Source organism: Xenophilus arseniciresistens, from assembly GCF_028023875.1.
In the GTDB taxonomy this organism is placed as follows: Bacteria; Pseudomonadota; Gammaproteobacteria; order Burkholderiales; family Burkholderiaceae_C; genus Xenophilus; species Xenophilus arseniciresistens.
Genome location: NZ_JAQIPB010000003.1, coordinates 219,492 through 239,027, shown reverse-complemented (window position 1 = coordinate 239,027; position 19,536 = coordinate 219,492). Strand labels below are relative to the sequence as shown.

Annotated in this window: 17 protein-coding genes; 8 read left to right on the top strand and 9 right to left on the bottom strand. The window is 71.1% G+C overall.

Going from position 1 to position 19,536, the window contains the following annotated elements:
- The first annotated feature begins 194 nt into the window (after window positions 1–194).
- From PGB34_RS09760 to PGB34_RS09725, 8 genes are all read left to right on the top strand, one after another.
- Window positions 195–1,409 (top strand): MFS transporter, encoded by a 1,215-nt coding sequence (locus tag PGB34_RS09760; protein WP_271427886.1) that lies wholly within the window; start codon window positions 195–197, stop codon window positions 1,407–1,409.
- A 66-nt stretch (window positions 1,410–1,475) separates the two neighbouring features.
- Window positions 1,476–3,143, top strand: coding sequence for a (2,3-dihydroxybenzoyl)adenylate synthase (locus PGB34_RS09755; RefSeq protein ID WP_271427885.1), 1,668 nt, complete (start codon window positions 1,476–1,478; stop codon window positions 3,141–3,143).
- A 79-nt stretch (window positions 3,144–3,222) separates the two neighbouring features.
- The gene (locus tag PGB34_RS09750; protein WP_271427884.1) at window positions 3,223–3,480 is read left to right on the top strand and encodes a phosphopantetheine-binding protein; all 258 of its coding nucleotides are present in this window, start codon (window positions 3,223–3,225) and stop codon (window positions 3,478–3,480) included.
- A 19-nt stretch (window positions 3,481–3,499) separates the two neighbouring features.
- On the top strand, window positions 3,500–7,459 hold the full coding sequence (locus PGB34_RS09745; RefSeq protein ID WP_271427883.1) for an amino acid adenylation domain-containing protein: 3,960 nt from the start codon (window positions 3,500–3,502) through the stop codon (window positions 7,457–7,459).
- Between the two features lie 17 nt (window positions 7,460–7,476).
- A complete protein-coding gene (locus tag PGB34_RS09740) occupies window positions 7,477–8,250 on the top strand; it encodes a 2,3-dihydro-2,3-dihydroxybenzoate dehydrogenase (RefSeq protein ID WP_271427882.1) in 774 nt (257 codons plus the stop codon).
- Between the two features lie 30 nt (window positions 8,251–8,280).
- Complete coding sequence (locus PGB34_RS09735) at window positions 8,281–9,477, top strand: isochorismate synthase (protein WP_271427881.1); 1,197 nt, start codon at window positions 8,281–8,283, stop codon at window positions 9,475–9,477.
- A 16-nt stretch (window positions 9,478–9,493) separates the two neighbouring features.
- Window positions 9,494–10,141 (top strand): isochorismatase family protein, encoded by a 648-nt coding sequence (locus tag PGB34_RS09730; RefSeq protein WP_271427880.1) that lies wholly within the window; start codon window positions 9,494–9,496, stop codon window positions 10,139–10,141.
- Between the two features lie 85 nt (window positions 10,142–10,226).
- Window positions 10,227–11,150, top strand: coding sequence for a class I SAM-dependent methyltransferase (locus PGB34_RS09725; protein ID WP_271427879.1), 924 nt, complete (start codon window positions 10,227–10,229; stop codon window positions 11,148–11,150).
- Between the two features lie 116 nt (window positions 11,151–11,266).
- Here PGB34_RS09725 and PGB34_RS09720 read toward each other — a convergent pair whose 3' ends face one another.
- From PGB34_RS09720 to PGB34_RS09680, 9 genes are all read right to left on the bottom strand, one after another.
- Entirely contained in the window at window positions 11,267–11,497 is a 231-nt protein-coding gene (locus PGB34_RS09720) for a hypothetical protein (protein ID WP_271427878.1), read from the bottom strand.
- Between the two features lie 145 nt (window positions 11,498–11,642).
- Window positions 11,643–12,854, bottom strand: a complete 1,212-nt coding sequence (locus PGB34_RS09715) for a M20 aminoacylase family protein (protein WP_271427877.1) — start codon at window positions 12,852–12,854, stop codon at window positions 11,643–11,645.
- Between the two features lie 25 nt (window positions 12,855–12,879).
- Entirely contained in the window at window positions 12,880–13,884 is a 1,005-nt protein-coding gene (locus PGB34_RS09710) for a Bug family tripartite tricarboxylate transporter substrate binding protein (RefSeq protein ID WP_271427876.1), read from the bottom strand.
- A 92-nt stretch (window positions 13,885–13,976) separates the two neighbouring features.
- The gene (locus PGB34_RS09705; protein ID WP_271427875.1) at window positions 13,977–15,020 is read right to left on the bottom strand and encodes an NAD(P)/FAD-dependent oxidoreductase; all 1,044 of its coding nucleotides are present in this window, start codon (window positions 15,018–15,020) and stop codon (window positions 13,977–13,979) included.
- Between the two features lie 34 nt (window positions 15,021–15,054).
- A complete protein-coding gene (gene fdxA, locus PGB34_RS09700) occupies window positions 15,055–15,384 on the bottom strand; it encodes a ferredoxin FdxA (protein WP_271427874.1) in 330 nt (109 codons plus the stop codon).
- Between the two features lie 109 nt (window positions 15,385–15,493).
- Entirely contained in the window at window positions 15,494–16,846 is a 1,353-nt protein-coding gene (locus PGB34_RS09695) for a sulfate adenylyltransferase subunit 1 (RefSeq protein WP_271427873.1), read from the bottom strand.
- 34 nt (window positions 16,847–16,880) lie between these two features.
- On the bottom strand, window positions 16,881–17,828 hold the full coding sequence (cysD, locus tag PGB34_RS09690) for a sulfate adenylyltransferase subunit CysD (protein ID WP_271427872.1): 948 nt from the start codon (window positions 17,826–17,828) through the stop codon (window positions 16,881–16,883).
- 44 nt (window positions 17,829–17,872) lie between these two features.
- A complete protein-coding gene (locus tag PGB34_RS09685) occupies window positions 17,873–18,493 on the bottom strand; it encodes a phosphoadenosine phosphosulfate reductase domain-containing protein (protein WP_271427871.1) in 621 nt (206 codons plus the stop codon).
- 270 nt (window positions 18,494–18,763) lie between these two features.
- Entirely contained in the window at window positions 18,764–19,534 is a 771-nt protein-coding gene (locus tag PGB34_RS09680) for a DUF2894 domain-containing protein (protein ID WP_271427870.1), read from the bottom strand.
- Between the last annotated feature and the right edge of the window lie 2 nt (window positions 19,535–19,536).

The following is a 19,536-nucleotide window of genomic DNA, read 5'->3' as shown; positions in this document are numbered from 1 at the left end:
CGGCATGAAGCGCCCCCGCTGGCTACACTGCCCTCCCTTTTTCCCGTCTCTCGCGTCCCGTGCCGCGCGGGGACGCCCCGGCTGCAGGGGCATCCCGCCAGCGCGCGCCAGCTTCTGCCGGCACCGGGCGCTGCCGTTGCCCCGGCCTGCGCTGGAAGGCAGCGGCCCTTGCGGTGCCTGCCATGTCCTCTGCCTTGCCCACTTCCCCCCTTTCCTCGGGCGCGCCTGCGCCTGCCCTTCGCCTGTACCCGCTGCTGCTGGCTGCGCTGCTGGGCACGATGGCCATGATGGCCTTCGTGGCGGTGGTGGGCCCGGCCGTGCGCCGCCTGGGCCTGCCCGAATGGGTGGCGGGCCTGTCGGTCACGGCCGGCGGCATCTGCTGGATGCTGCTGGCGCGCTGGTGGGGCCGCACCAGCGACCGCGTGGGCCGCAAGCCCGTGCTGCTGGCCGGGCTGGGCGTGTTCTCGCTGACCTACCTGGCGATGGCGCTGGGCGTGGACCTGGCGCTGCGCGGCGCCATCGGCGGCGTGGCCGCGGTGCTGACGCTGGTGGTGGCGCGTTCGCTGGTCGGCGCCTTCTATGCGGCGGTGCCGCCCACGGCGGCGGCCGTGATCGCCGACCACACGGTGCCGGCCGCGCGTGGCTCGGTGATGGCCAAGCTGGGCTCGGCCAATGCGGTGGGCATGGTGGCCGGGCCTGCGGCCGCGGGCTGGCTGGCCTCGCGCGACCTGGGGCTGGCGCTGTACGTGGCCGCGGCGCTGCCGGCGCTGGCCTTCGTGCTGGTGGCGCTGCGCCTGCCGGCCCACCCGCCGGTGGCCGCGCCGGCGGGCGGCCCGGGCGGCAAGGCCGGGCTGGGCCTGGGCGACGCGCGGCTGCGCCTGCCGCTGCTGACGGCCTTCATCGCCATGGCCTCGGTGGCGGTGGCACAGGTGTCGGTGGGCTTCTTCGCCATCGACCGCTTCGGCCTGCGCGCCGAGGAGGGCGCGCGCGTGGCGGGGCTGGCGCTGACGGCCGTGGGCTGCGCACTGATCGTGTCGCAGCAACTGGTGATGCGCCTCAAGCGCGTGCCGCCGCTGCGCTGGGTGTGGATGGGGGCGCTGATCTCGGGCCTGAGCTTTCTGAGCGTGTTCTGGGTGCACAGCCAGGCGCTGCTGTTCACGGCCTATGGCGTGGCCGCCTTCGGCATGGGCTTCATCTTCCCCACCTTCCAGGCCATGGCCGCCAACGCCGTGCAGGCGCACGAGCAGGGCGCCGCCGCGGGCAACCTGTCGGCCGCGCAGGGACTGGGCATGGTGCTGGGGCCGCTGATCGGCACCCTGGTCTACCGGCTGGCGCCCGGCGCGCCCTATGCGCTGGTGGGGCTGGCGCTGCTCGCCCTGGCGGCCAGCGTGGCTTTACGATCGCGATAAGAATCATTCTTGATAACTGAGGGAGAATCGGCGGCTGTTCTCGAGTCGCCCTGCTCTCCGTTTCCCATGCCCGAAGCCCTGATTCCCCTGCGCCAGACCTGGCCCGACGCGCTGGTGCGCCGCTACCGTGAAGCCGGTTACTGGCGCGGCGAGACCTTCCCGGCCTTCTTGCGCGAACGCGCGCAGCGCCTGGGCAGCCGCACCGCCGTGGTGGGGGGCGAGCAGCGCTGGAGCTATGCCCAGCTGTGGGAGCGTGCCGAGACCGCCGCCGCGGGCTTTCTGGCCCTGGGCTTGGTGCCCGGCGACCGCGTGGTGGTGCAGCTGGGCAACGTGCCGGCCTTCTACAGCGTGGTCTTCGGCCTGTTCCGCGCCGGGCTGGTGCCCGTGTATGCGCTGCCCGCGCACCGCATCACCGAGATCGGCCACTTCATGCGCAAATCGCAGGCCGCGGCCTATGTGGCGCTGCGCAGCTACGAGAACTACGACTACCGCCTGCTCGCGCGAGAACTCCAGGCCCAGGCCGAGGCCGGCGAGCTGCCGCACCTGCGCCAGGCCGTGATCGTGGGCGGCGACGCGGGCGAGTTCGCAGACTTCGACGCCTTCGCGCCCAACCCCGCGCTGCTGCCCACCGAAGACCCCGACCCGCAGTCCGTCGCCTTCCTGCAGATCTCGGGCGGCAGCACGGGGCTGTCGAAGCTGATCCCGCGCACGCACGACGACTACATCTACAGCTTCAGGGCCAGCAACGAGATCTGCGGCATCGGCGAAGACAGCGTCTACATGGTCGCGCTGCCGGCCGCGCACAACTTCCCGATGAGCTCGCCCGGCGCGATGGGCGCCTTCTACGCGGGCGCCACCGTGGTGCTGTCGCCTTCGCCCTCGCCCGAGACCACCTTTGCGCTGATCGAGCGCGAGCGCGTGACCGACCTGGGCCTGGTGCCGCCGCTGGCGCTGCTGTGGGCGCAGGCGGCCGAGTCCACGAAGCACGACCTTTCCAGCCTGCGCGTGCTGCAGGTGGGCGGCGCCAAGCTCACGACCGAAGCCGCGCGCCGCGTGGTGGCGGGGCTCAAATGCAGGCTGCAGCAGGTCTTCGGCATGGCCGAGGGGCTGGTCAACTACACGCGCCTGGATGATGCCGACGAGATCGTGCTGAACACCCAGGGCCGCCCGATCAGCCCCGACGACGAGGTGCTGATCGTGGACGACCAGGGCCGCAGCGTGCCCGAGGGCCAGCCCGGTTATCTGCTCACGCGCGGGCCGTACACCATCCGCGGCTATCACAACGACGACGCGGCCAACGCCCGCAGCTTCACCGACGACGGCTTCTACCGCACCGGCGACGTGGTGCTGCGCACGCCCGAGGGCTACCTGAACGTGCAGGGCCGCGCGCACGACCACATCAACCGCGCGGGCGAGAAGATCTCGGCCGAAGAGGTGGAAGACCACCTGCTGGCCAACCCGCAGGTCTTCGACGTGGCGGTGGTGTCGATCCCCGACGAGTACCTGGGCGAGCGCATCTGCGCGTTCGTCATCCCGCGCGCTGGCGAGGCCAGGCCGCGCGGCCCCGCGCTCAAGGCCTGGATGCGCGAGCGCGGTGTGGCCGCCTACAAGATCCCCGACCAGATCGTTTTTGTCGACGCCTTCGAGACCACCGCCGTGGGCAAGACCAGCCGCAAGGAATTGCGCGCGCGCCTGCGCGAAGACTTCCTCAAGGCGCAGCCCGCGCAGGGCTGATTCTTCCTGCCGTTGTTTCTTTTTCCGGGGCGCGCCTGCTGCTGTGTGAGCCGCGCCCTTTGCTGACTGCCCTTTAGCCATGACCGATCCGACTTCCTCCGCCCCCGTCCTGACCCTGGAAAAGCTGCGCGCCGACGTGGCCCGCATGGTGGGCGAGGCGCCCGAGGACATCGCCCTGGACGACAACCTCATGGACGTGGGCCTGGACTCCATGCGCATGCTCAACCTGATCATGGGCTGGAACGAAGCCGGCCTGAAGATCGATTTCTCGGACCTGGCCGAGCACACCACGCTGGAAGGCTGGTGGAAGGTGCTCTGCGCTCGCCAGAGCCTGTGAAGGTGGGGCGCTTTGCAGCATGAGCAGTGATGCCGTGACGTGGCCGCTGACGGAGGCCCAGGCGGGCCTGTGGTACGCCCAGCAGCTGGCGCCGGCCAATCCCAGCTTCAACACCGCGCACGCGCTGTGGATGGACGGCCCGCTGGACGTGGCCGCCTTCACCGCGGTGGCCGACCAGGCGGCGGCCGAATGCCAGTCGCTGTCGCTTGCGTTCCGCCTGCAGGGCACCGAGCCCATGCAGTGGATCGATCCCTCGCGCACGCCGCGGCTGGACGTGGTGGACCTGCGCGCACTGGCCGACCCGCGCGCCGCGGCCGAGGCCGCGATGCAGCAGGACATGGGCACGGCCATCGACCCCCTGCGCGACGGGCTCGCGCTGCAGCGCCTGTATGTGCTGGGCCCGCAGTCCTTCTGCTGGTACCAGCGCGCGCACCACCTGAGCAATGACGGCTACGGCATGGCGCTGTGGGGCGAGCGCGTGGCGCAGCTTTATGCGCAGGCCGTGGAGCCCGGCGCGCAAGCCGCCGTGCCGCCGCCGCTGGCGCCGCTGCAGGGCGTGATCGACGAAGACGCGGCCTACCGCAGCAGCACGCGCCGCAGCGAAGAGGCCGCCTGGTGGCGCGAGGCCCTCACACCCATGCCCGAAGTGGCGGGCATGGCGGCAGGGCGCGCGGGCAGCGCGCATTTCTGCCACCGCCGCAGCCTGCATCTGAGCGACGACTGGCGCGCGCGCGTGCTGGGCTTTGCCAAGGCCCAGGGCCAGATGTGGCCCGACGTGCTCACGGCGCTGACGGCCCTGTACTGCCAGCGCATGGCCGGCGCGCCCGAGGCCGTGGTGGGCGTGCCCTCCATGGGCCGCCTGGGCAGCGCCAGCGCGCGCGCCACGGCCACGGTGATGAACGTGCTGCCGCTGCGCGTGGCCGCTGCGCCGGGCCAGCCGCTGGGCGAGTTCATCGCCCAACTGGCCAGGGCGCAGATCCAGGCGCGCCGGCGCGGGCGCTACCGCAGCGAACAGCTGCGCCGCGACCTGGGCCTGCTGGGCGGGCAGCGCCGCCTGCATGGGGCACTGATCAACGTGCAGCCCTTCTACAAGCCGCTGCGCCTGCCGGGCCTGCATTGCGTGCTGCAGATCCTGGGCACGGGCCCCATCGACGACATCACCATCGGCTTTCGCGGCGACGGCGTGCAGTCGCTGATGCTGGAGATCGAGGCCAACCCGGGCCTGTACAGCGAGGCCGCGGTCGAATCGCACCTGACGCGCCTGGAAGCCTTCATCGAAGCCGCGCTGGACGCCGCCACCGTGGACGACGCGCCGCTGGCCAGCCCGGCCGAAGCGCAGCGCCATGTGTTCGCGCTCAACGCCACCGAGCACGCGGTGCCCGAGACCACGCTGGTCGCGCTGATGCTGGCGCAGATGCGCGCGCGGCCGCAGGCCATCGCGCTCGAGTTCGAGGGCGCCACGCTCAGCTATGCCGAGCTGGACGCGCGCACGCAGGCGCTGGCGCAGCAGCTGCGCGCCCAGGGCGTGGCGGCCGACACGCGCGTGGCCGTGGCGCTGCCGCGTTCGCTGGAGCTGCTGATCGCGCTGGTGGCCGTGCAGCGCGCAGGCGGCGCCTACCTGCCGCTGGACCTGACGCACCCGAGCGAGCGGCTGGCGCGCGTGGTGCAACTGGCGCAGCCGCTGCTGGCGCTGGTGCAGCCCGAAGACGCCGCGCGCCTGCCCGCGGGCCTGCCCACCTTGGCGCCCGCGCAGTGGGCCGTGCAGCCTTCTGCGCAGCTGCTGCCCGAGGTGCAGCCGCAGCACGCGGCCTACGTCATCTACACCTCGGGCTCCACGGGCGAGCCCAAGGGCGTGCTCGTGGAGCACCGCGCCATCGTCAACCGCCTGGAGTGGATGCGCGAGCACTACGGCTTTGGCCCCGACGAGCGCATCCTGCAGAAGACGCCCGCCACCTTCGACGTGTCGGTGTGGGAGTTCTTCCTGCCGCTGATCACCGGCTGCACGCTGGTCATCGCGCCGCCCGAGGCGCACCGCGACCCGGCCTGGCTGGCGCGCATCCTGCGCGAGCAGCGCATCGGCACCTGCCACTTCGTGCCCTCGATGCTTGCAGCCTTCCTGGCCGATCCGGCCTCGCGCGGCATCCGCATGCAGCGCGTGTTCTGCAGCGGCGAAGAGCTGCCCGCGCCGCTGCGCGATCGCTTCCACGCCACGCTTTCGGCCGAGCTGCACAACCTCTACGGCCCCACCGAGGCGGCCGTGGACGTGAGCTACTGGAACGCCCATCCACGCGACCTGAGCCTGCCCGTGCCCATCGGCTTTCCGGTCTGGAACACGCGGCTTTACGTGCTGGACGCGCGCATGCGCGCCCAGCCGCCCGGCGTGGCGGGCGACCTGTACCTGGGCGGCGTGCAGCTGGCGCGCGGCTACCTGGGCCGCGACGACCTCACGGCCGAGCGCTTCCTGAGCGACCCGCACCGGCCCGGCGAGCGCATCTACAAGACCGGCGACCTCGCGCGCTGGCGCGAGGAGGACGGCGCCGTGGTCTTCCTGGGCCGCAGCGACCATCAGGTCAAGATCCGCGGCCTGCGCATCGAGCTGGGCGAGATCGACGCGGCCATGGCCTCCTTTCCCGCCGTGTTGCGCGCCGAGGTGATCGTGCGCGAAGACCGCGCGGGCGAGCGCCGCCTGGTGGCCTATGTGCAGCCCCGCCTGGCGCAGGAGGGCTGCGACCTGCATGCGCTGCGCGCCCACGTGGCCGCGCGCGTGCCCGACTACATGGTGCCGGCCGCCTTCGTGGCCCTGGCCGACTGGCCCGTCACGTCCAACGGCAAGCTCGACCGCCGCGCGCTGCCCGCGCCGGCCCTGGCTGCGGACGGCGGCAGTGCGCCGCGGGTGCCGCTGGCCACCGCCACCGAAGAAGCCGTGGCCGGCATCTTCCGCGAGCTGCTGGCGCTGCCGGCCGACCTGCCGCTGGGCGGCGATGCCGACTTCTTCGGCCTGGGCGGCGATTCGCTCTCGGCCGTGCAACTGCTGCTGCGCGTGCAGGAGCAGTGGCGCCGCGACCCGGGCCTGGGCGCGCTGTTCGAATCGCCCACCGTGGCCGCGCTGGCCGCGGCCATCGACAGCGGCCAAGTCAGCTTCGACAGCGGGCTCAAGCCGCTGATCCAGCTGGCCTCCGGGGATCCGAAGCAGGCGCCGCTGTTCGTCATCCACCCCGCCGGCGGCATCGCCTGGGGCTACCGGCATCTGGCGCGCGTGATCGCCAATCCGCAGTTGCTGGAAGACACGCGCGGTGCGGTTTCGCGCAGCGTGTGGGGCCTGCAGTCGCCCGCCCTCGCGCCCGAGGCGCCGCTGCCCGCGAGCATTGACGCGCTGGCGCAGCAATACGCGCAGCGCGTGGTGCAGCTGCAGCCCGCGGGGCCCATCCACCTGATGGGCTGGTCGGTGGGCGGCATCCTGGCGCAGGCCATGGCCGTGGCGCTGCAGCAGCAGGGCCGAGACGTGGGGCTGGTGGCGCTGCTCGACGCCTACCCCGCCGATGTGTGGCGCGCCGAGCCCGAACCCACGCCGCAGCAGGCGCTGCGCGCGCTGCTGGCCATCGCGGGCTACGACCCCGAAGGCCATCCCGAACTGGACACGCGCGAAAAGCTCGTCGCCTTCCTGCGCGAGGGCGACAGCGCGCTGGGCAACCTGCCTGCGGCCGCGCTCGAAGGCGTGGTGCGCGTGGTGACCGACACCAACCGCCTGATCCGCGAGCACCACCACCGGCGCATGGCCGGCACGCTCACGCACGTGCGCGCCGCGCGCGACCACGCCGGCAAGCCGCAGCTGCAGGCCGCCGGCTGGGCCGCCTATGCCGACGACGTGCAGCGCCTGGAAGTGCCGCTGCTGCATTCGCAGATGACCAGCGCAGCGGCCACCGAATTGATCGCACCGATGCTGATCGCGCGCATGGCCGAAGGCGCCGCGCCGCAGTGACAAGGAGAGGAACGAACATGCAACTCACAGGATTCGACGGACGCATCGCCTTCGTGACCGGCGCTGCCGGCGGCATCGGCCAGGCGCTGGTGCGCCAGCTGCTGCAGGCCGGCTGCACGGTGGTGGCCACCGATGTGGCGGCGCCTATCTACGCGGCCCCGGCAGGTGCGAGCGGCCGTTTGCTGGCGCGCGCGCTGGACGTGAGCGATGGCGAGGCCGTCACCCGCCTGGTGCAGCAGACCGAGGCCGAGGTCGGCCCCATCGCGCTGGGCGTGAACGTGGCGGGCGTGCTGTCGGGCAGCTTGGTGGCCGACACCAGCGATGCCGAATGGCGTCGCGTCTTCGCCGTGAACTGCGACGGCGTGTTCCACGTGGGCCGTGCGCTGGCCCAGGTGATGCAGCCGCGCGGGCAGGGCGCCATCGTCACCGTGGGCTCCAACGCGGCCGGCGTGCCGCGCCATGCGATGGCTGCCTATGCCGCCTCGAAGGCCGCCGCCACCATGTTCACGCGCTGCCTGGGGCTGGAACTGGCGCCGCACGGCATCCGCTGCAACATCGTGGCGCCGGGCTCCACGCTCACCCCCATGCAGACCGGCATGTGGGCCGACGAACGCGGCGCCGAGCGCGTGATCGCGGGCCTGCCCGAGCTCTACAAGGCCGGCATTCCGCTGCGCAAGCTGGCCACGCCCGAAGACATCGCCAACGCCGTGATGTTCCTGCTGTCGGAGCAGGCGGGCCACATCGCGATGAGCGACCTGTACGTGGACGGCGGCGCCACCCTGCGGGCCTGAACCATGGGCGCGCTGACCCGGGACCCGAGCATGACGAACACGCTGGCCGCTTCCGCCACGCACGACGACGGCCGCGCGCACCTGCTGCTGCAGTCGCATGAAGGCAGCCGCCTGTGCGAAGGCGTGGCCGCCGTGCTGTCGCCGGCCCTGCCGGAACTGGGCGCGGCCGTGGCCAGGCACTTCGCCTCGCCGCTGGCCGTGGAAGCCGGCCTGCTGGCCGGTGCATTGCCTTTCGACCGCGCGCAGGCGGCCCATCTGATGGCGCCGCAGCGGCTGGTCGACGCCGCGCCTGCGCAAGCCTGGCTGCAGCGCATGGCCGCGCGGGGCGATGCGCCCGCGCCATGGGCCATCACGCCGCAGCCCAGCCGCACGCGCTATGAAGAGGCGGTGGCGCAGGCCGTGCAACGGCTGCGCGGCCCCGATGCGCTGCACAAGGTGGTGCTGGCGCGCACGCTGCGCGCGCACGCCGCGCAGCCGGTCAATCCATGGCGGCTGCTCCAGCGCCTGGCCGGCGACCCGGGCGTGATGCGCTATGTGGTGCCGCTGCCCGTGCCTGCGGGCGAGGCGCCGGCCTGGCTGGTGGGCGCCACGCCCGAACTGCTGCTTTCGCGCCGCGGGGCGCGCATCGTCAGCGAGCCGCTGGCCGGCTCGGCCGCGCGCGTGGGCGACGCCGTGCAGAGCCAGGCCCTGGCCGATGCGCTGCGCGGCTCGGCCAAGGACCAGCAGGAGCACCGCTATGTGGTGCAGGCCATCGCCGACCTGCTGGCACCGCTGTGCCGCCAGCTGCGCGTGCCCGATGCGCCTTCGCTGCATGCCACGGCCACCATGTGGCACCTGGGCACGCGCATCGAGGGCGAGTTGAAGGACAGCTCGCCCGAAGGCCTGGGCGCCACATCGAGCGCCGCACTGGCCGCGCTGCTGCACCCCACGCCCGCCGTGTGCGGCACGCCGCGCGCGCTGGCGGCCCAGGCCATCGCCGAGCTTGAAAGCGTGCCGCGCGGCTTCTATGCCGGCGCCGTGGGCTGGTGCGACGCGACCGGCGACGGCGACTGGCATGTGGCGCTGCGCTGCGCGCGCGTGCAGGGCCATGAGGCGCGCCTGTTCGCGGGCGCCGGCATCGTGGCCGATTCGGTGCCGGCCCTGGAGGGCGCCGAGACGCGCGCCAAGTTCAACGCGATGCTGAACGCGCTGGAGCTGGACCTGGCCGCGCTCCCTTCCGATCTTTGATGTTTTCTTCCACGCGATGACCGAACCCGCCCGCAGCCTGCCCCGCATCCCCGAATACGCCCTCCCGCATGCCGATGAACTGCCCGCGCCGCGCGGCCCCTGGCGTTTTGACAGCAAACGCGCGGCGCTGCTGGTGCATGACATGCAGGCCTACTTCCTGGCCGCCTATGGCGATGCGCCGCAGCCGCTGCCAGCCGTCATCGAGAACATCGCGCGCCTGATTGCCGCCGCGCGCGCGGCCGGCATGCCGGTGTTCTACACGGCCCAGCACGGCAACCAGGACCGCCGCGACCGCGGCCTGCAGGCCGACCTGTGGGGCCCGGGCATGCGCGCGATGGCCGAGCATGAAAGCATCACCCCGCCGCTGGCGCCCGAGGCCAGCGACTTCGTGCTGACGAAGCACCGCTACAGCGCCTTCCAGCGCAGCAACCTCGAAACCCTGATGCGCGTGCGCGGGCGCGACCAGCTGGTGGTCTGCGGCGTGTACGCCCACATCGGCTGCATGGCCACGGCCGTGGAGGCCTTCCAGCGCGACATCGAGCCCTTCTTCGTGGCCGACGCCTTGGCCGACTTCTCGCGCGAGAAGCACATGATGGCGGTGCAGTGGGTGGCCGCGACCTGCGGGGTGCCGCTGACGGCACAGCAACTGCTGGCGCAGATCTGAGCGGCTGAACTCATACGCGCCTCATACGCGCGCGCGGCGGGGAGGGGCGAGTCCGAGCCTCCTCGTTCTCTTTGTCCTTGATCTGATGCAAGCCCTTCTGAATGCCATCGCCGCGCTGCAGCGGCCCACCCAGGCCCAGCGGCTCTTTCACGGCCGCGGCGGCCTGCATCCGGGCTGCGAGCATCTGGCGCTCGATGCCTTTGCGCCCGTGTTCGTGCTGACCAGTTTCCAGCCGCTGTCCGAAGACGCACTGGCGCAGATCGGCCAGGCCCTGCAGGCGCGCTGGGATCAACTGGCCACGGGCGAGCCGCTCAACTGGGTCTACCAGTGCCGCCACGAAGGCCGCAGCGAAACGCGCCTGATGGCCGGTGCCGTGCCCGAGCCGCACGAGGTGACGGAAGACGGCGCGCGCTTTCGCGTGCACGTGCTCAAGGGCCAGAACCACGGCCTGTTCCTGGACATGGCCGAGGGCCGGCGCTGGGTGCGCCAGCATGTGGCGCAGCACCCGCGGCTGAAGGTGCTCAACCTCTTCGCCTACACCTGCGCCTTTTCGGTGGTGGCGCTGCAGGCCGGCGCCACGCAGGTGATCAACCTCGACATGAGCGCGGGCGCCATCGCCATCGGCCAGCAGAACCACCGGCTCAATGGCGTGGGCGAGGGCGCGCGCTTTCTCGCGCATGACCTGTTCAAGACCTGGGGCAAGGTCACGCGCTTCGGCCCCTATGGCCTGGTGATCGTGGACCCGCCCAGCTTCCAGAAGGGCAGCTTCGTCGCCACCAAGGACTACGCGCGCCTCATGCGCCGCCTGCCCGAACTGCTGGCCCCCGGCGGCCATGCGCTGCTGTGCCTGAACGCCCCCGAACTGGGCACCGACTTCCTGCAGACCCAGATGCAGGAGCTGGCGCCCGAGCTTGAATTCGTCGAGCGCGTGGCCAACCCGGCCGCGTTTGAGGATCGTTCGCCCGAGCGGGCGTTGAAGGTGCTGGTGTACCGGGCTGCGCCGCTTTGAAGCGAGCGTCCAATTTGGATTGAGGAAGCGTCCAATTTGGATTCAACAACCGTCCAATGTGGATTCAGACGGCAGTCACCTGCCTTCGAGTTCCGTCTCAGGCCGGCGCGCAGGGCTCAGTCAGTCCCTGCCGGAAAGCGCCGCGGCGGCACCTGGGTCTGCTGCGATTTGCGCGCGGCAGACCGGGCGCCGCGCTCCACGGCGTAGATCAGCGCGGCCACCACGGCCATCACCGCCAGGCCGATGGCCCAGCCGCGCACCGCGCCCAGCAGCAGGCCGAGTGCGACGGCCCAGCTGTAGACGAAGACGATGTCATAGACGACATCCCATCTGAAGGCCAGTTTCATGGCTGCTCTCCTTCATCATCGCCAAGGTCCGCACGCGTGGGCCTTGGGATGGGGCGCCCGCAGGGGCGCTGTGAGGCGCGTGCGCCTTCACTGTAGAGCAAGGCCGGGTGGCCGCCAAGAGCAGGCGCCCGTGGTGGCGCGGGTCTCAGGCGGCAGCGCGCGGCTGCGCGAACCAGCGCTGCACCAGGTTCACGAAGAAGCTCGCGCCCAGCGGCAGGATCTCGTCGTTGAAGTCGTAGCTGGGGTTGTGCACCACGCAGGGGCCGGCGCCGTGGCCCGGCAGGCGGTGGTCGCCGTCGCCGTTGCCGATGAAGGCATAGCAGCCGGGCACCTGCTCGAGCATGAAGGCGAAGTCCTCGGCCGCCATGATGGGCACCTGGGTGATGACCTGCTCGGGCGGCAGCATCTGGGCCAGCACCTCGCGCACGAAGGCGGTCTCGGCCGCGTGGTTCACGGTCGAGGGGTAGTTGCGCTGGAAGTGGAACTCGCATTCGGCGCCGAAGACGGCGGCCGTGTGGGTGGCGATCTCGCCCATGCGGCGCTCGATCAGATCAAGCGTTTCGGCCGTGTATGCGCGCACGCTGCCCTGCACCACGCATTCGTCGGGGATGACGTTGGGCACGCTGCCCGCGTGGATCATGGTGACGGAGATCACGGCCGTCTCCAGCGGCTTCTTGTTGCGCGTGATGATGGTCTGGAAGGCCTGGATCATCTGCAGCGCCACGGGGATCGGGTCCACGCCCAGTTGCGGCATGGCTGCATGGCCGCCCTTGCCGCGGATCACGGCCTTGAACTCGTTGTTCGAGGCCAGTACCGGCCCGGGCGAGGCGGCCACGCTGCCCACCGCAATGCCGGGCATGTTGTGCATGCCGAAGACGGCTTCGCAGGGGAACTTCTCGAACAGGCCCTCGCGCATCATCTCGCGCGCGCCGCCGCCGTGCTCTTCGGCCGGCTGGAAGATCAGGTGCACGGTGCCGTCGAAGTCGCGGTTCCTGGCCAGGTACTGGGCGGCGCCCAGCAGCATGGTGGTGTGGCCGTCATGGCCGCAGGCGTGCATCTTGCCCGCATGCCGGCTCGCATGTTCGAAGCTGTTGTGCTCGCTCATGGGCAGCGCGTCCATGTCGGCGCGCAGGCCGATGGCGCGCGCGCCGCTTTGCTGGCCCGTGCCCACGATGGTGCCCACCACGCCGGTCTTGCCCAGGCCGCGATGCACGGGGATGCCCCATTCCGTCAGCAGCCGGGCCACCAGGTCCGAGGTGCGTGTCTCCTCGAAAGCCAGCTCGGGATGGGCGTGGATGTCGCGCCGCACGGATTGCAGGAAGGCGGCCTGGGTGCTGATGTCGTCGATGAGTTTCATGGGGGAGGTTGGGGATGCGAAGAAGTCAGTCGGCCTTGACGCCGACGCTTTGCAGAAGGGGTGTCCAGAGGGCGCGGTCGTCGGCGATGCGCCTGGCGAAGGCGGCCGGGCTTGCATGGTAGGGCAGCGAGCCATGGCCTTCGAAGGCCGAGGCCAGGGCCGGGTCGGCCAGCGCGGCGCCGATCTCGCGGTTCAGGCGCTGCAGCACGGCTTCGCTCACGCCGGGGCGGGCCACCACGCCCAGCCACACGGCGCCCTCGAAACCCTTGTAGCCCTTGCTCTCGAAGGTGGGCAGGCCGGCGAAGGCGGGGCTCCTGACGGCCGGGCTCACGGCCAGCGCCTTGAGGCGGCCGTCCTTGACCATGGGCTCGACCAGCGAAGTGCCGGCCAGGTAGATCTGCGTGTCGCCCGCGACGGTGGCCGTGAGCGCGTCGGTGCCGGTCTTGAAGGGCACGTGGGTCACGGCGATGCCGGCCTGCTGCTTGAACAGCTCGAACAGCACATGCGGCGGGCTGCCGTTGGACGAAGAGGCGTAGTTCAGCCGCCCGGGCTGCTTCCTGGCCAGTGCCACCAGTTCTTCGAGCGTGCTCACACCCAGCTTGGGGTTGACGGCCAGCGCCATCGGAATGATGGCGATGGGCGCGACGGGCAGCAGGTCGGCTTCGGGGTCGTAGCTGAGCTTGCTGAACACATGCGGGTTCCACACTGCATGGGCGTTGGTGATCAGCGCCAGCGTGTGGCCATCGGCCGGCTGGGCCTTGAGCTGCTGCATGGCCACCATGCCGCCCGCGCCGGGCCGGTTGTCGATCACCACGCTCTGGCCCAGCGCCGCGCGCAGCTTGTCGGCCAGGGGCCGCGCAAAGCTGTCGGGCAGGCTGCCGGCGCCGCCGTTGACGATCAAGGTGACGGTGCGGCTGGGAAAGGCTTCGGCCGCCTGCGCATGCGCCATTGGCGCGTTCAAGGCCAGGGCCGCCGCAAGGGGCGCAAGAAGCGTGAAGGTGCGGCGGCGCAGAAAAGAGGTGGCGTGCATGGCTGGGGCCGAAGTGGTGTCCTGTGGATGATAGGAGTTCTCATCCACGACCAAAGGCCATGCCTGTCGCGCGCCGTGCGGGGCCTGCGTTTTCAGTCGGGGTGTGCTGCGGACGTGGCCACGCCCAGCAGCGTGTGCAGCCGCGTGCTGGTGGTGGTGTATTGCAGCGGCGGCACCTTGCCGTCGAACACGATCTCGGCCGCGGCCCAGGCGGCCAGCGTGGCTTCATGGAAGCCGCAGACGATCAGCTTGCGCTTGCCCGGGTAGGTGTTGATGTCGCCCACGGCGAACAGGCCCGCTTCGGTGGTCTGGAAGCGCTCGGTGTCCACGGGGATCTGCTTGCGCTCCAGCGCCAGGCCCCAGTCGGCAATGGGCCCCAGGCGCGGCGAGATGCCCTGGCACACGATCAATGCTTCCAGCGGCAGCACCACGGTCTGGCCTTCGGGCGTGGCAATCACCAGTTGCCTGCCATCGAAGGCGCCGGGCTGGCCCACCACCAGGCGGATCGCGCCGGCCTCGATCTGCGCGCGCAGCCGGCCCACGGTGGCTTCGTCGCCGCGGAAGGCGTCGCGCCGGTGCAGCAGCCACAGCTCGCGGGCCTGGCCCACCAGCGCCAGGGCGGTTTCAACGGCGGCTTCCTCGCCGCCATGCACCACCACGCGCTGGCCCGCAAAGCGGCTCAGCTCACCGGGGTGATAGAAGAGGGTGCTGCCTTCGAAGGCCTCGGCGCCGCTCACGCCCAGCTTCTTGGGCACGAAGGCGCCCACGCCGGCGGCAATGAACACGGTGCGCGCGATGAACTGCTGGCCCGCCGCGGTGGCTGCGCGCCAGCGGCCGTCGGGTTCGCGCGCCAGCGTCTCGATCTGGCTGCCCAGGTGCATCGGCACCTTGAAGGGCGCGATCTGCTGCAGCAGCGCCTGCGCCAGCGCGCGGCCCGTGGTGGCCGGCGTGCCGGGAATGTCGTAGATGGGCTTGTGGCCGTACAGCTCGACGCACTGGCCGCCCGCATGGGGCAGCGCGTCGACGATGTGGCAGTCGATCTCGAGCAGGCCCAACTGGAAGGCCTGGAACAGGCCCACGGGGCCGGCCCCGATGATGAGGGCGCTGGTCTGGAGGGGGGCCGGGGCGCCGCTCATCGGCCTGGCGGGGGTGCGTGCGAGAAAAGCGCGCTCAGCGGATCAGCTCGGACAGCTTGCCCGTCTTGTCCTTCCACTCATCGGCATCGGGCAGGGGCGCCTTGCGCTTGGTGATGCTCTTCCAGCCGTCGGCCTGGGCCAGTTCGGCATTGAGCGCGATGAAGTCCAGCTGGTCGGCCGGCAGGTCTTCCTCGGCATAGATGGCGCCGGCCGGGCATTCGGGGATGCACACGGCGCAGTCGATGCACTCGTCCGGATCGATGACCAGGAAGTTGGGGCCTTCGCGGAAGCAGTCCACCGGGCACACGTCAACGCAATCGGTGTACTTGCAGCGGATGCAGCTCTCGGAGACGACGTGAGTCATGGTGGTGTCGCTGATTCAAAGAAGGCGCTGGCGCAGGGCCGGGGCCATGCGGGCAGGGCGCCCCTTGTATGTGGCTCGGGAAAACCCGCCATTGTAGTTAAGTGTTTGCTCAATGAGTCGCTGCGGAGCGAACCAGCACTGCCGCCGCGGTCTTGTGGCTCGCGCTGTCGACCAGGATCAGCGAGCCCAGGCTGCGTGCCTGTGCAAAGGGCAGCACGGCCAGCGGCTGCTGCAGGGCCAGCACCACCTCGCCGATGGTGTTGGCTTCCAGCTGCTGCGCGTCCTCGGTTTCGAGGGTATGGATGTTCAGCCGGTACACGATGCGTGCCACCTTGGCCTTGACCCAGCGGTGGCCGTGCAGCGCCCAGTACAGGCGCCCGGGCACCAGGGGCTCGTCGTCCAGCCAGGCCACGGTGGCGTGCAGCTCGCGCTGCGGCTCGAAGCCTTCGGTGGCCAGCAGCCAGTCGCCGCGCGAGACGTCCACCTCGCGGTCCAGCACGATGCCGGCGCTGTGGCCGGCGCCCACGGCCGCTTCGGCGCGGGTGTGCGTGAGCACGCGCGCCACCGTGGCCTGCTGGTTGCCCGGCAGGATCGCGATGCGCTGGCCCGGCGCCACGCGGCCGCTGGCCACGCGGCCCCAGAAGATGCGGCGGCCTTGCGAGGTGTCGGCGGAGCCCGAAAACTTCTCGACCCATTGCACGGGGAAGGCGAAAGGTTGGCCGGCATCGGGCTGGGTCACGGGCAACTGCTCCAGCAGCTCCAGCAGGGCCGGGCCTTCATAGCCGGCCCAGCCGGTGTCTTGGCCCTTGCCGTCCTGGTGGCGCGTGGTCACGTTCCAGCCCTTGAGGGCTGAAACCGGCACCACGGCCTTGAGCGTGATGCCCGCGGCGGCCGCGAAGTCGCCCAGCGCCGCGCCGATGCGCTCGAAGGCCAGCGCGGCGTCGTCGATCGCATCCAGCTTGTTGACGGCCACCACCAGCGAGGGCACGCGCAGCAGGTGGGCCAGCAGCAGGTGCCGGCGCGTCTGCGGCAGCAGCGTGCTTGCCACCACTTCGCCGTCGCCCACTTCGGCGGCCCAGGGCAGCTTGGTCGCATCGACCAGCACCACGGCCGCGTCGGCGCTCGAGGCGGCCGTGACCATGTTGCGCGTGTACTGCTCATGGCCCGGCGCGTCGCCGATGATGAACTTGCGCGTGGCGGTGGAGAAGTAGCGGTAGGCCACGTCGATGGTGATGCCCTGCTCGCGCTCGGCCGACAGGCCGTCGGTCAAAAGCGCGAGGTCGGTCTCGCCATTGCGCTGCACGCCCGCGAGCTGGTCGGCCAGCACGGCCCGGCTGTCCACCAGCAGGCGCCCGATCAGCGTGCTCTTGCCGTCGTCCACCGAGCCGCAGGTGATGAAGCGCAGCGCGGTGCCGGTGTCGGCGGTGGTGTCTTGCGTGTGAGGGGTGGCAAGGGTCGTCATGATGGGCTTGTGTGTGTTTGCTTTGGAGGGACGCTCAGAAATAGCCGTCCTTCTTTCGCTTCTCCATCGAAGCGTCAGACGTCTTGTCGTCCATGCGCGTCGCGCCGCGTTCGCTCACATCGGTGGCCAGGGTCTCGACCACCACGTCCTGCGCATTGGCGGCCAGGCTCTCGACCGGGCAGGTGCAGGTGATGTCGCCCACGGTGCGAAAGCGCACGTCGCGCTGCTGCACGGTTTCGCCCTCGCGCGCGGGGGTCAGTTCGGTCACGGGCACCAGCAGGCCCTTGCGTTCCACCACCTCGCGCTTGTGCGTGTAGTAGAGGCTGGGCAGCGCCACGGGCTCGCGGGCGATGTACTGCCACACGTCCAGCTCGGTCCAGTTGCTGATCGGGAACACGCGGAAGTGCTCGCCCGGGGCCAGGCGCGTGTTGAACAGCGTCCACAGCTCGGGGCGCTGGTCCTTGGGCTGCCACTGGCCGAAGGCGTCGCGGTGCGAAAAGATGCGCTCCTTGGCGCGCGCCTTTTCCTCGTCGCGGCGGGCGCCGCCGATCAGCGCGTCGAAGCGGAATTCCTCGATCGCCTCCAGCAGCGTGACCGACTGGTGCACGTTGCGCGATTCGCCCGGGTGCGCCAGGCGAACGGTGCCGCGGGCCATGGAGTCCTCGACGCTGCGCACGATCAGCTCGGCACCCAGCTCCTGGGCGCGCTGGTCACGGAACTGGGTCACCTCGGGGAAGTTGTGGCCCGTGTCGATCATCAGCAGCGGGTAGGGCAGGCGGCCCACGCCGAAAGCCTTTTCGGCGCAGCGCAGCAGCACCAGCGAATCCTTGCCGCCCGAGAACAGCAGGGCCGGGCGCTCGAAGGCGGCGGCCACCTCGCGCAGGATGAAGATGGTCTCTTCCTCCAGCGCGTCGAGGTGGGCGTTGGACACATGCACCTGGGGGTGCGAGAGAAGCAGTTCGGCGTCGGTACGGGCGTTCATCGTCGGGGCTCGTTCGGATCGTGGAAGGTGCAGGCGGGCCCTGCTCAGTGGGCCAGGTGCAGGCCGCACTCGCGGTTGTCTTCGCCCTTGGTCGGGTCCACGTAGTCGAAGTTGTTGGGCAGGCCGTGCTTCTCGCAGTACTCGTACAGCTCCTTAGAGCTCCAGTGCAGCAGCGGCGCGACCTTGATCAGGCCGTCGGGGTTGAGGCTCACCGGCTCCATCTGCGCACGCACGGCCGTGTCGGTGGCGCGCAGGGCCGTGAACCAGACCTTGGGTGCGGTCTCGCGCAGGGCGCGGGCGAAGGGCTCGAGCTTCACCTCTTCGGTGAAGGCCGCGTGGCGCGGGTCGTCCAGTGCGGGCGTGGGGCCTTCGACGGCCTCGCGGTGCGCGCGCGAGCGGCGCGGCAGGTAGATCCGCAGGTTCAGCTTCAGCTGTTGGCTCACCTCGTCGGCGAAGCGGTAGGTGGCCTCGGTGTTGTAGCCGTTGTCCATCCAGACCACGGGCACGTCGGGCCGCACCTGCGTGACCATGTGCAGGATCACGGCTTCGAAGGGACGGAAGTTGGTCGTGACGATGGCGTCCTGGCCCAGGCCGAGGGCCCAGTCCACCAGGCCGCAAGCGTTGCGGCCCAGCGTGGCGTTGATGTGTGCGAGGTCGAGGGACATGGAGGGCAGCGAAAGAGGTCGTGGGCCGGGGGCTGCGTGCGCCGTGCCCTGAGGCAACCGAAGGAATGCAACAGCAACGACGCGCGCAAAGGCCCGAGGCCCCGCACTTTAGGGAGGCCCCTTATGAAAACAAACGATCTTTTAGTTCGCGCTTTATGCGGATAAGCAAATGCGCCAGTGCCCATGCGGCCTGCGGGCCGATTTGGCGGCCGGGCTGGATAAGGGCGCCCGGGGTCGCAGCTGCCTGCAGCCGCGCACGAAAAGGCCTGCTCAGCGCGGCCGGCTGCGCCGCGTGATCATCTTCCTGGCTGCGGCCTTGCCGCCGCCCCCTTTGGCCGCCTTGCCGGTGGCGCCGCGCGCGGGGGTGGCGCCTTCGGGCCGGGGCGCCTGCGCGCGTTCCAGCCACATCAGCGTGTCCGCATAGTCCAGGAAGTGGTTCAGGTAGCCGGGCGAGAGCGCGCGCATGGCCGCCAGCGTCTGGTGCACCAGATGCTGCGCGTTGAGCGGGCCGGCCTGGTCGGGCACGCGCGCGAGTGATTGCGTGAGGCGGCGCTCGGCGCTCAGGCGGCTCCAGGTGCTGCGGAAGTAGCCCATGGCCTTGAGGTCGGGCGGACCGCCCAGGCTGGCCAGGGCTTCGTCGGTGGCCGACGGGCGGTCGGCGCTGGGGGGCAGCGCGCTGGGGCGGCTCAGTTCATCCAGCTGTGCAACCAGGCCGGCCAGCGGCGTGCGCGCGGCCCTGGGGCGCACGGCGGCGGGCTCGGCTGCGGCGGGCCTGCGGCGCGTGGGAGGCGTGGGAGGCACCTCTGCGGCGGCTGGCAGTCTGGCTTCGCGTGCGGCAATCAGCGTCTCCAGCCGCGCGTGCAGTTGCGCGCGCACGCGGCCCTGGTGCTGGCGGGCCTGGCGCGCCAGGGCCTGCACGTACAGCACGTCAAAGCGCGGCTGCGCGCCGGGCAGCGCGTCCCATCGGCCCAGCAGGCCGGCCAGGGCCGCGTCCTCGGCGGGCGCGTCGGGCATCGATAGCGGGCGTTCTTCGGCGGTCATGG

What these genes read in the sequence shown, in the direction of transcription:
- PGB34_RS09755 (WP_271427885.1), top strand. Translation starts at nt 1,476, where the DNA reads ATGCCCGAAGCCCTGATTCCCCTGCGCCAGACCTGGCCCGACGCGCTG.
- PGB34_RS09750 (WP_271427884.1), top strand. Translation starts at nt 3,223, where the DNA reads ATGACCGATCCGACTTCCTCCGCCCCCGTCCTGACCCTGGAAAAGCTG.
- PGB34_RS09745 (WP_271427883.1), top strand. Translation starts at nt 3,500, where the DNA reads ATGAGCAGTGATGCCGTGACGTGGCCGCTGACGGAGGCCCAGGCGGGC.
- PGB34_RS09740 (WP_271427882.1), top strand. Translation starts at nt 7,477, where the DNA reads ATGCAACTCACAGGATTCGACGGACGCATCGCCTTCGTGACCGGCGCT.
- PGB34_RS09735 (WP_271427881.1), top strand. Translation starts at nt 8,281, where the DNA reads ATGACGAACACGCTGGCCGCTTCCGCCACGCACGACGACGGCCGCGCG.
- PGB34_RS09730 (WP_271427880.1), top strand. Translation starts at nt 9,494, where the DNA reads ATGACCGAACCCGCCCGCAGCCTGCCCCGCATCCCCGAATACGCCCTC.
- PGB34_RS09725 (WP_271427879.1), top strand. Translation starts at nt 10,227, where the DNA reads ATGCAAGCCCTTCTGAATGCCATCGCCGCGCTGCAGCGGCCCACCCAG.
- PGB34_RS09720 (WP_271427878.1), bottom strand. Translation starts at nt 11,497, where the DNA reads ATGAAACTGGCCTTCAGATGGGATGTCGTCTATGACATCGTCTTCGTC.
- PGB34_RS09715 (WP_271427877.1), bottom strand. Translation starts at nt 12,854, where the DNA reads ATGAAACTCATCGACGACATCAGCACCCAGGCCGCCTTCCTGCAATCC.
- PGB34_RS09710 (WP_271427876.1), bottom strand. Translation starts at nt 13,884, where the DNA reads ATGCACGCCACCTCTTTTCTGCGCCGCCGCACCTTCACGCTTCTTGCG.
- PGB34_RS09705 (WP_271427875.1), bottom strand. Translation starts at nt 15,020, where the DNA reads ATGAGCGGCGCCCCGGCCCCCCTCCAGACCAGCGCCCTCATCATCGGG.
- fdxA (WP_271427874.1), bottom strand. Translation starts at nt 15,384, where the DNA reads ATGACTCACGTCGTCTCCGAGAGCTGCATCCGCTGCAAGTACACCGAT.
- PGB34_RS09695 (WP_271427873.1), bottom strand. Translation starts at nt 16,846, where the DNA reads ATGACGACCCTTGCCACCCCTCACACGCAAGACACCACCGCCGACACC.
- cysD (WP_271427872.1), bottom strand. Translation starts at nt 17,828, where the DNA reads ATGAACGCCCGTACCGACGCCGAACTGCTTCTCTCGCACCCCCAGGTG.
- PGB34_RS09685 (WP_271427871.1), bottom strand. Translation starts at nt 18,493, where the DNA reads ATGTCCCTCGACCTCGCACACATCAACGCCACGCTGGGCCGCAACGCT.
- PGB34_RS09680 (WP_271427870.1), bottom strand. Translation starts at nt 19,534, where the DNA reads ATGACCGCCGAAGAACGCCCGCTATCGATGCCCGACGCGCCCGCCGAG.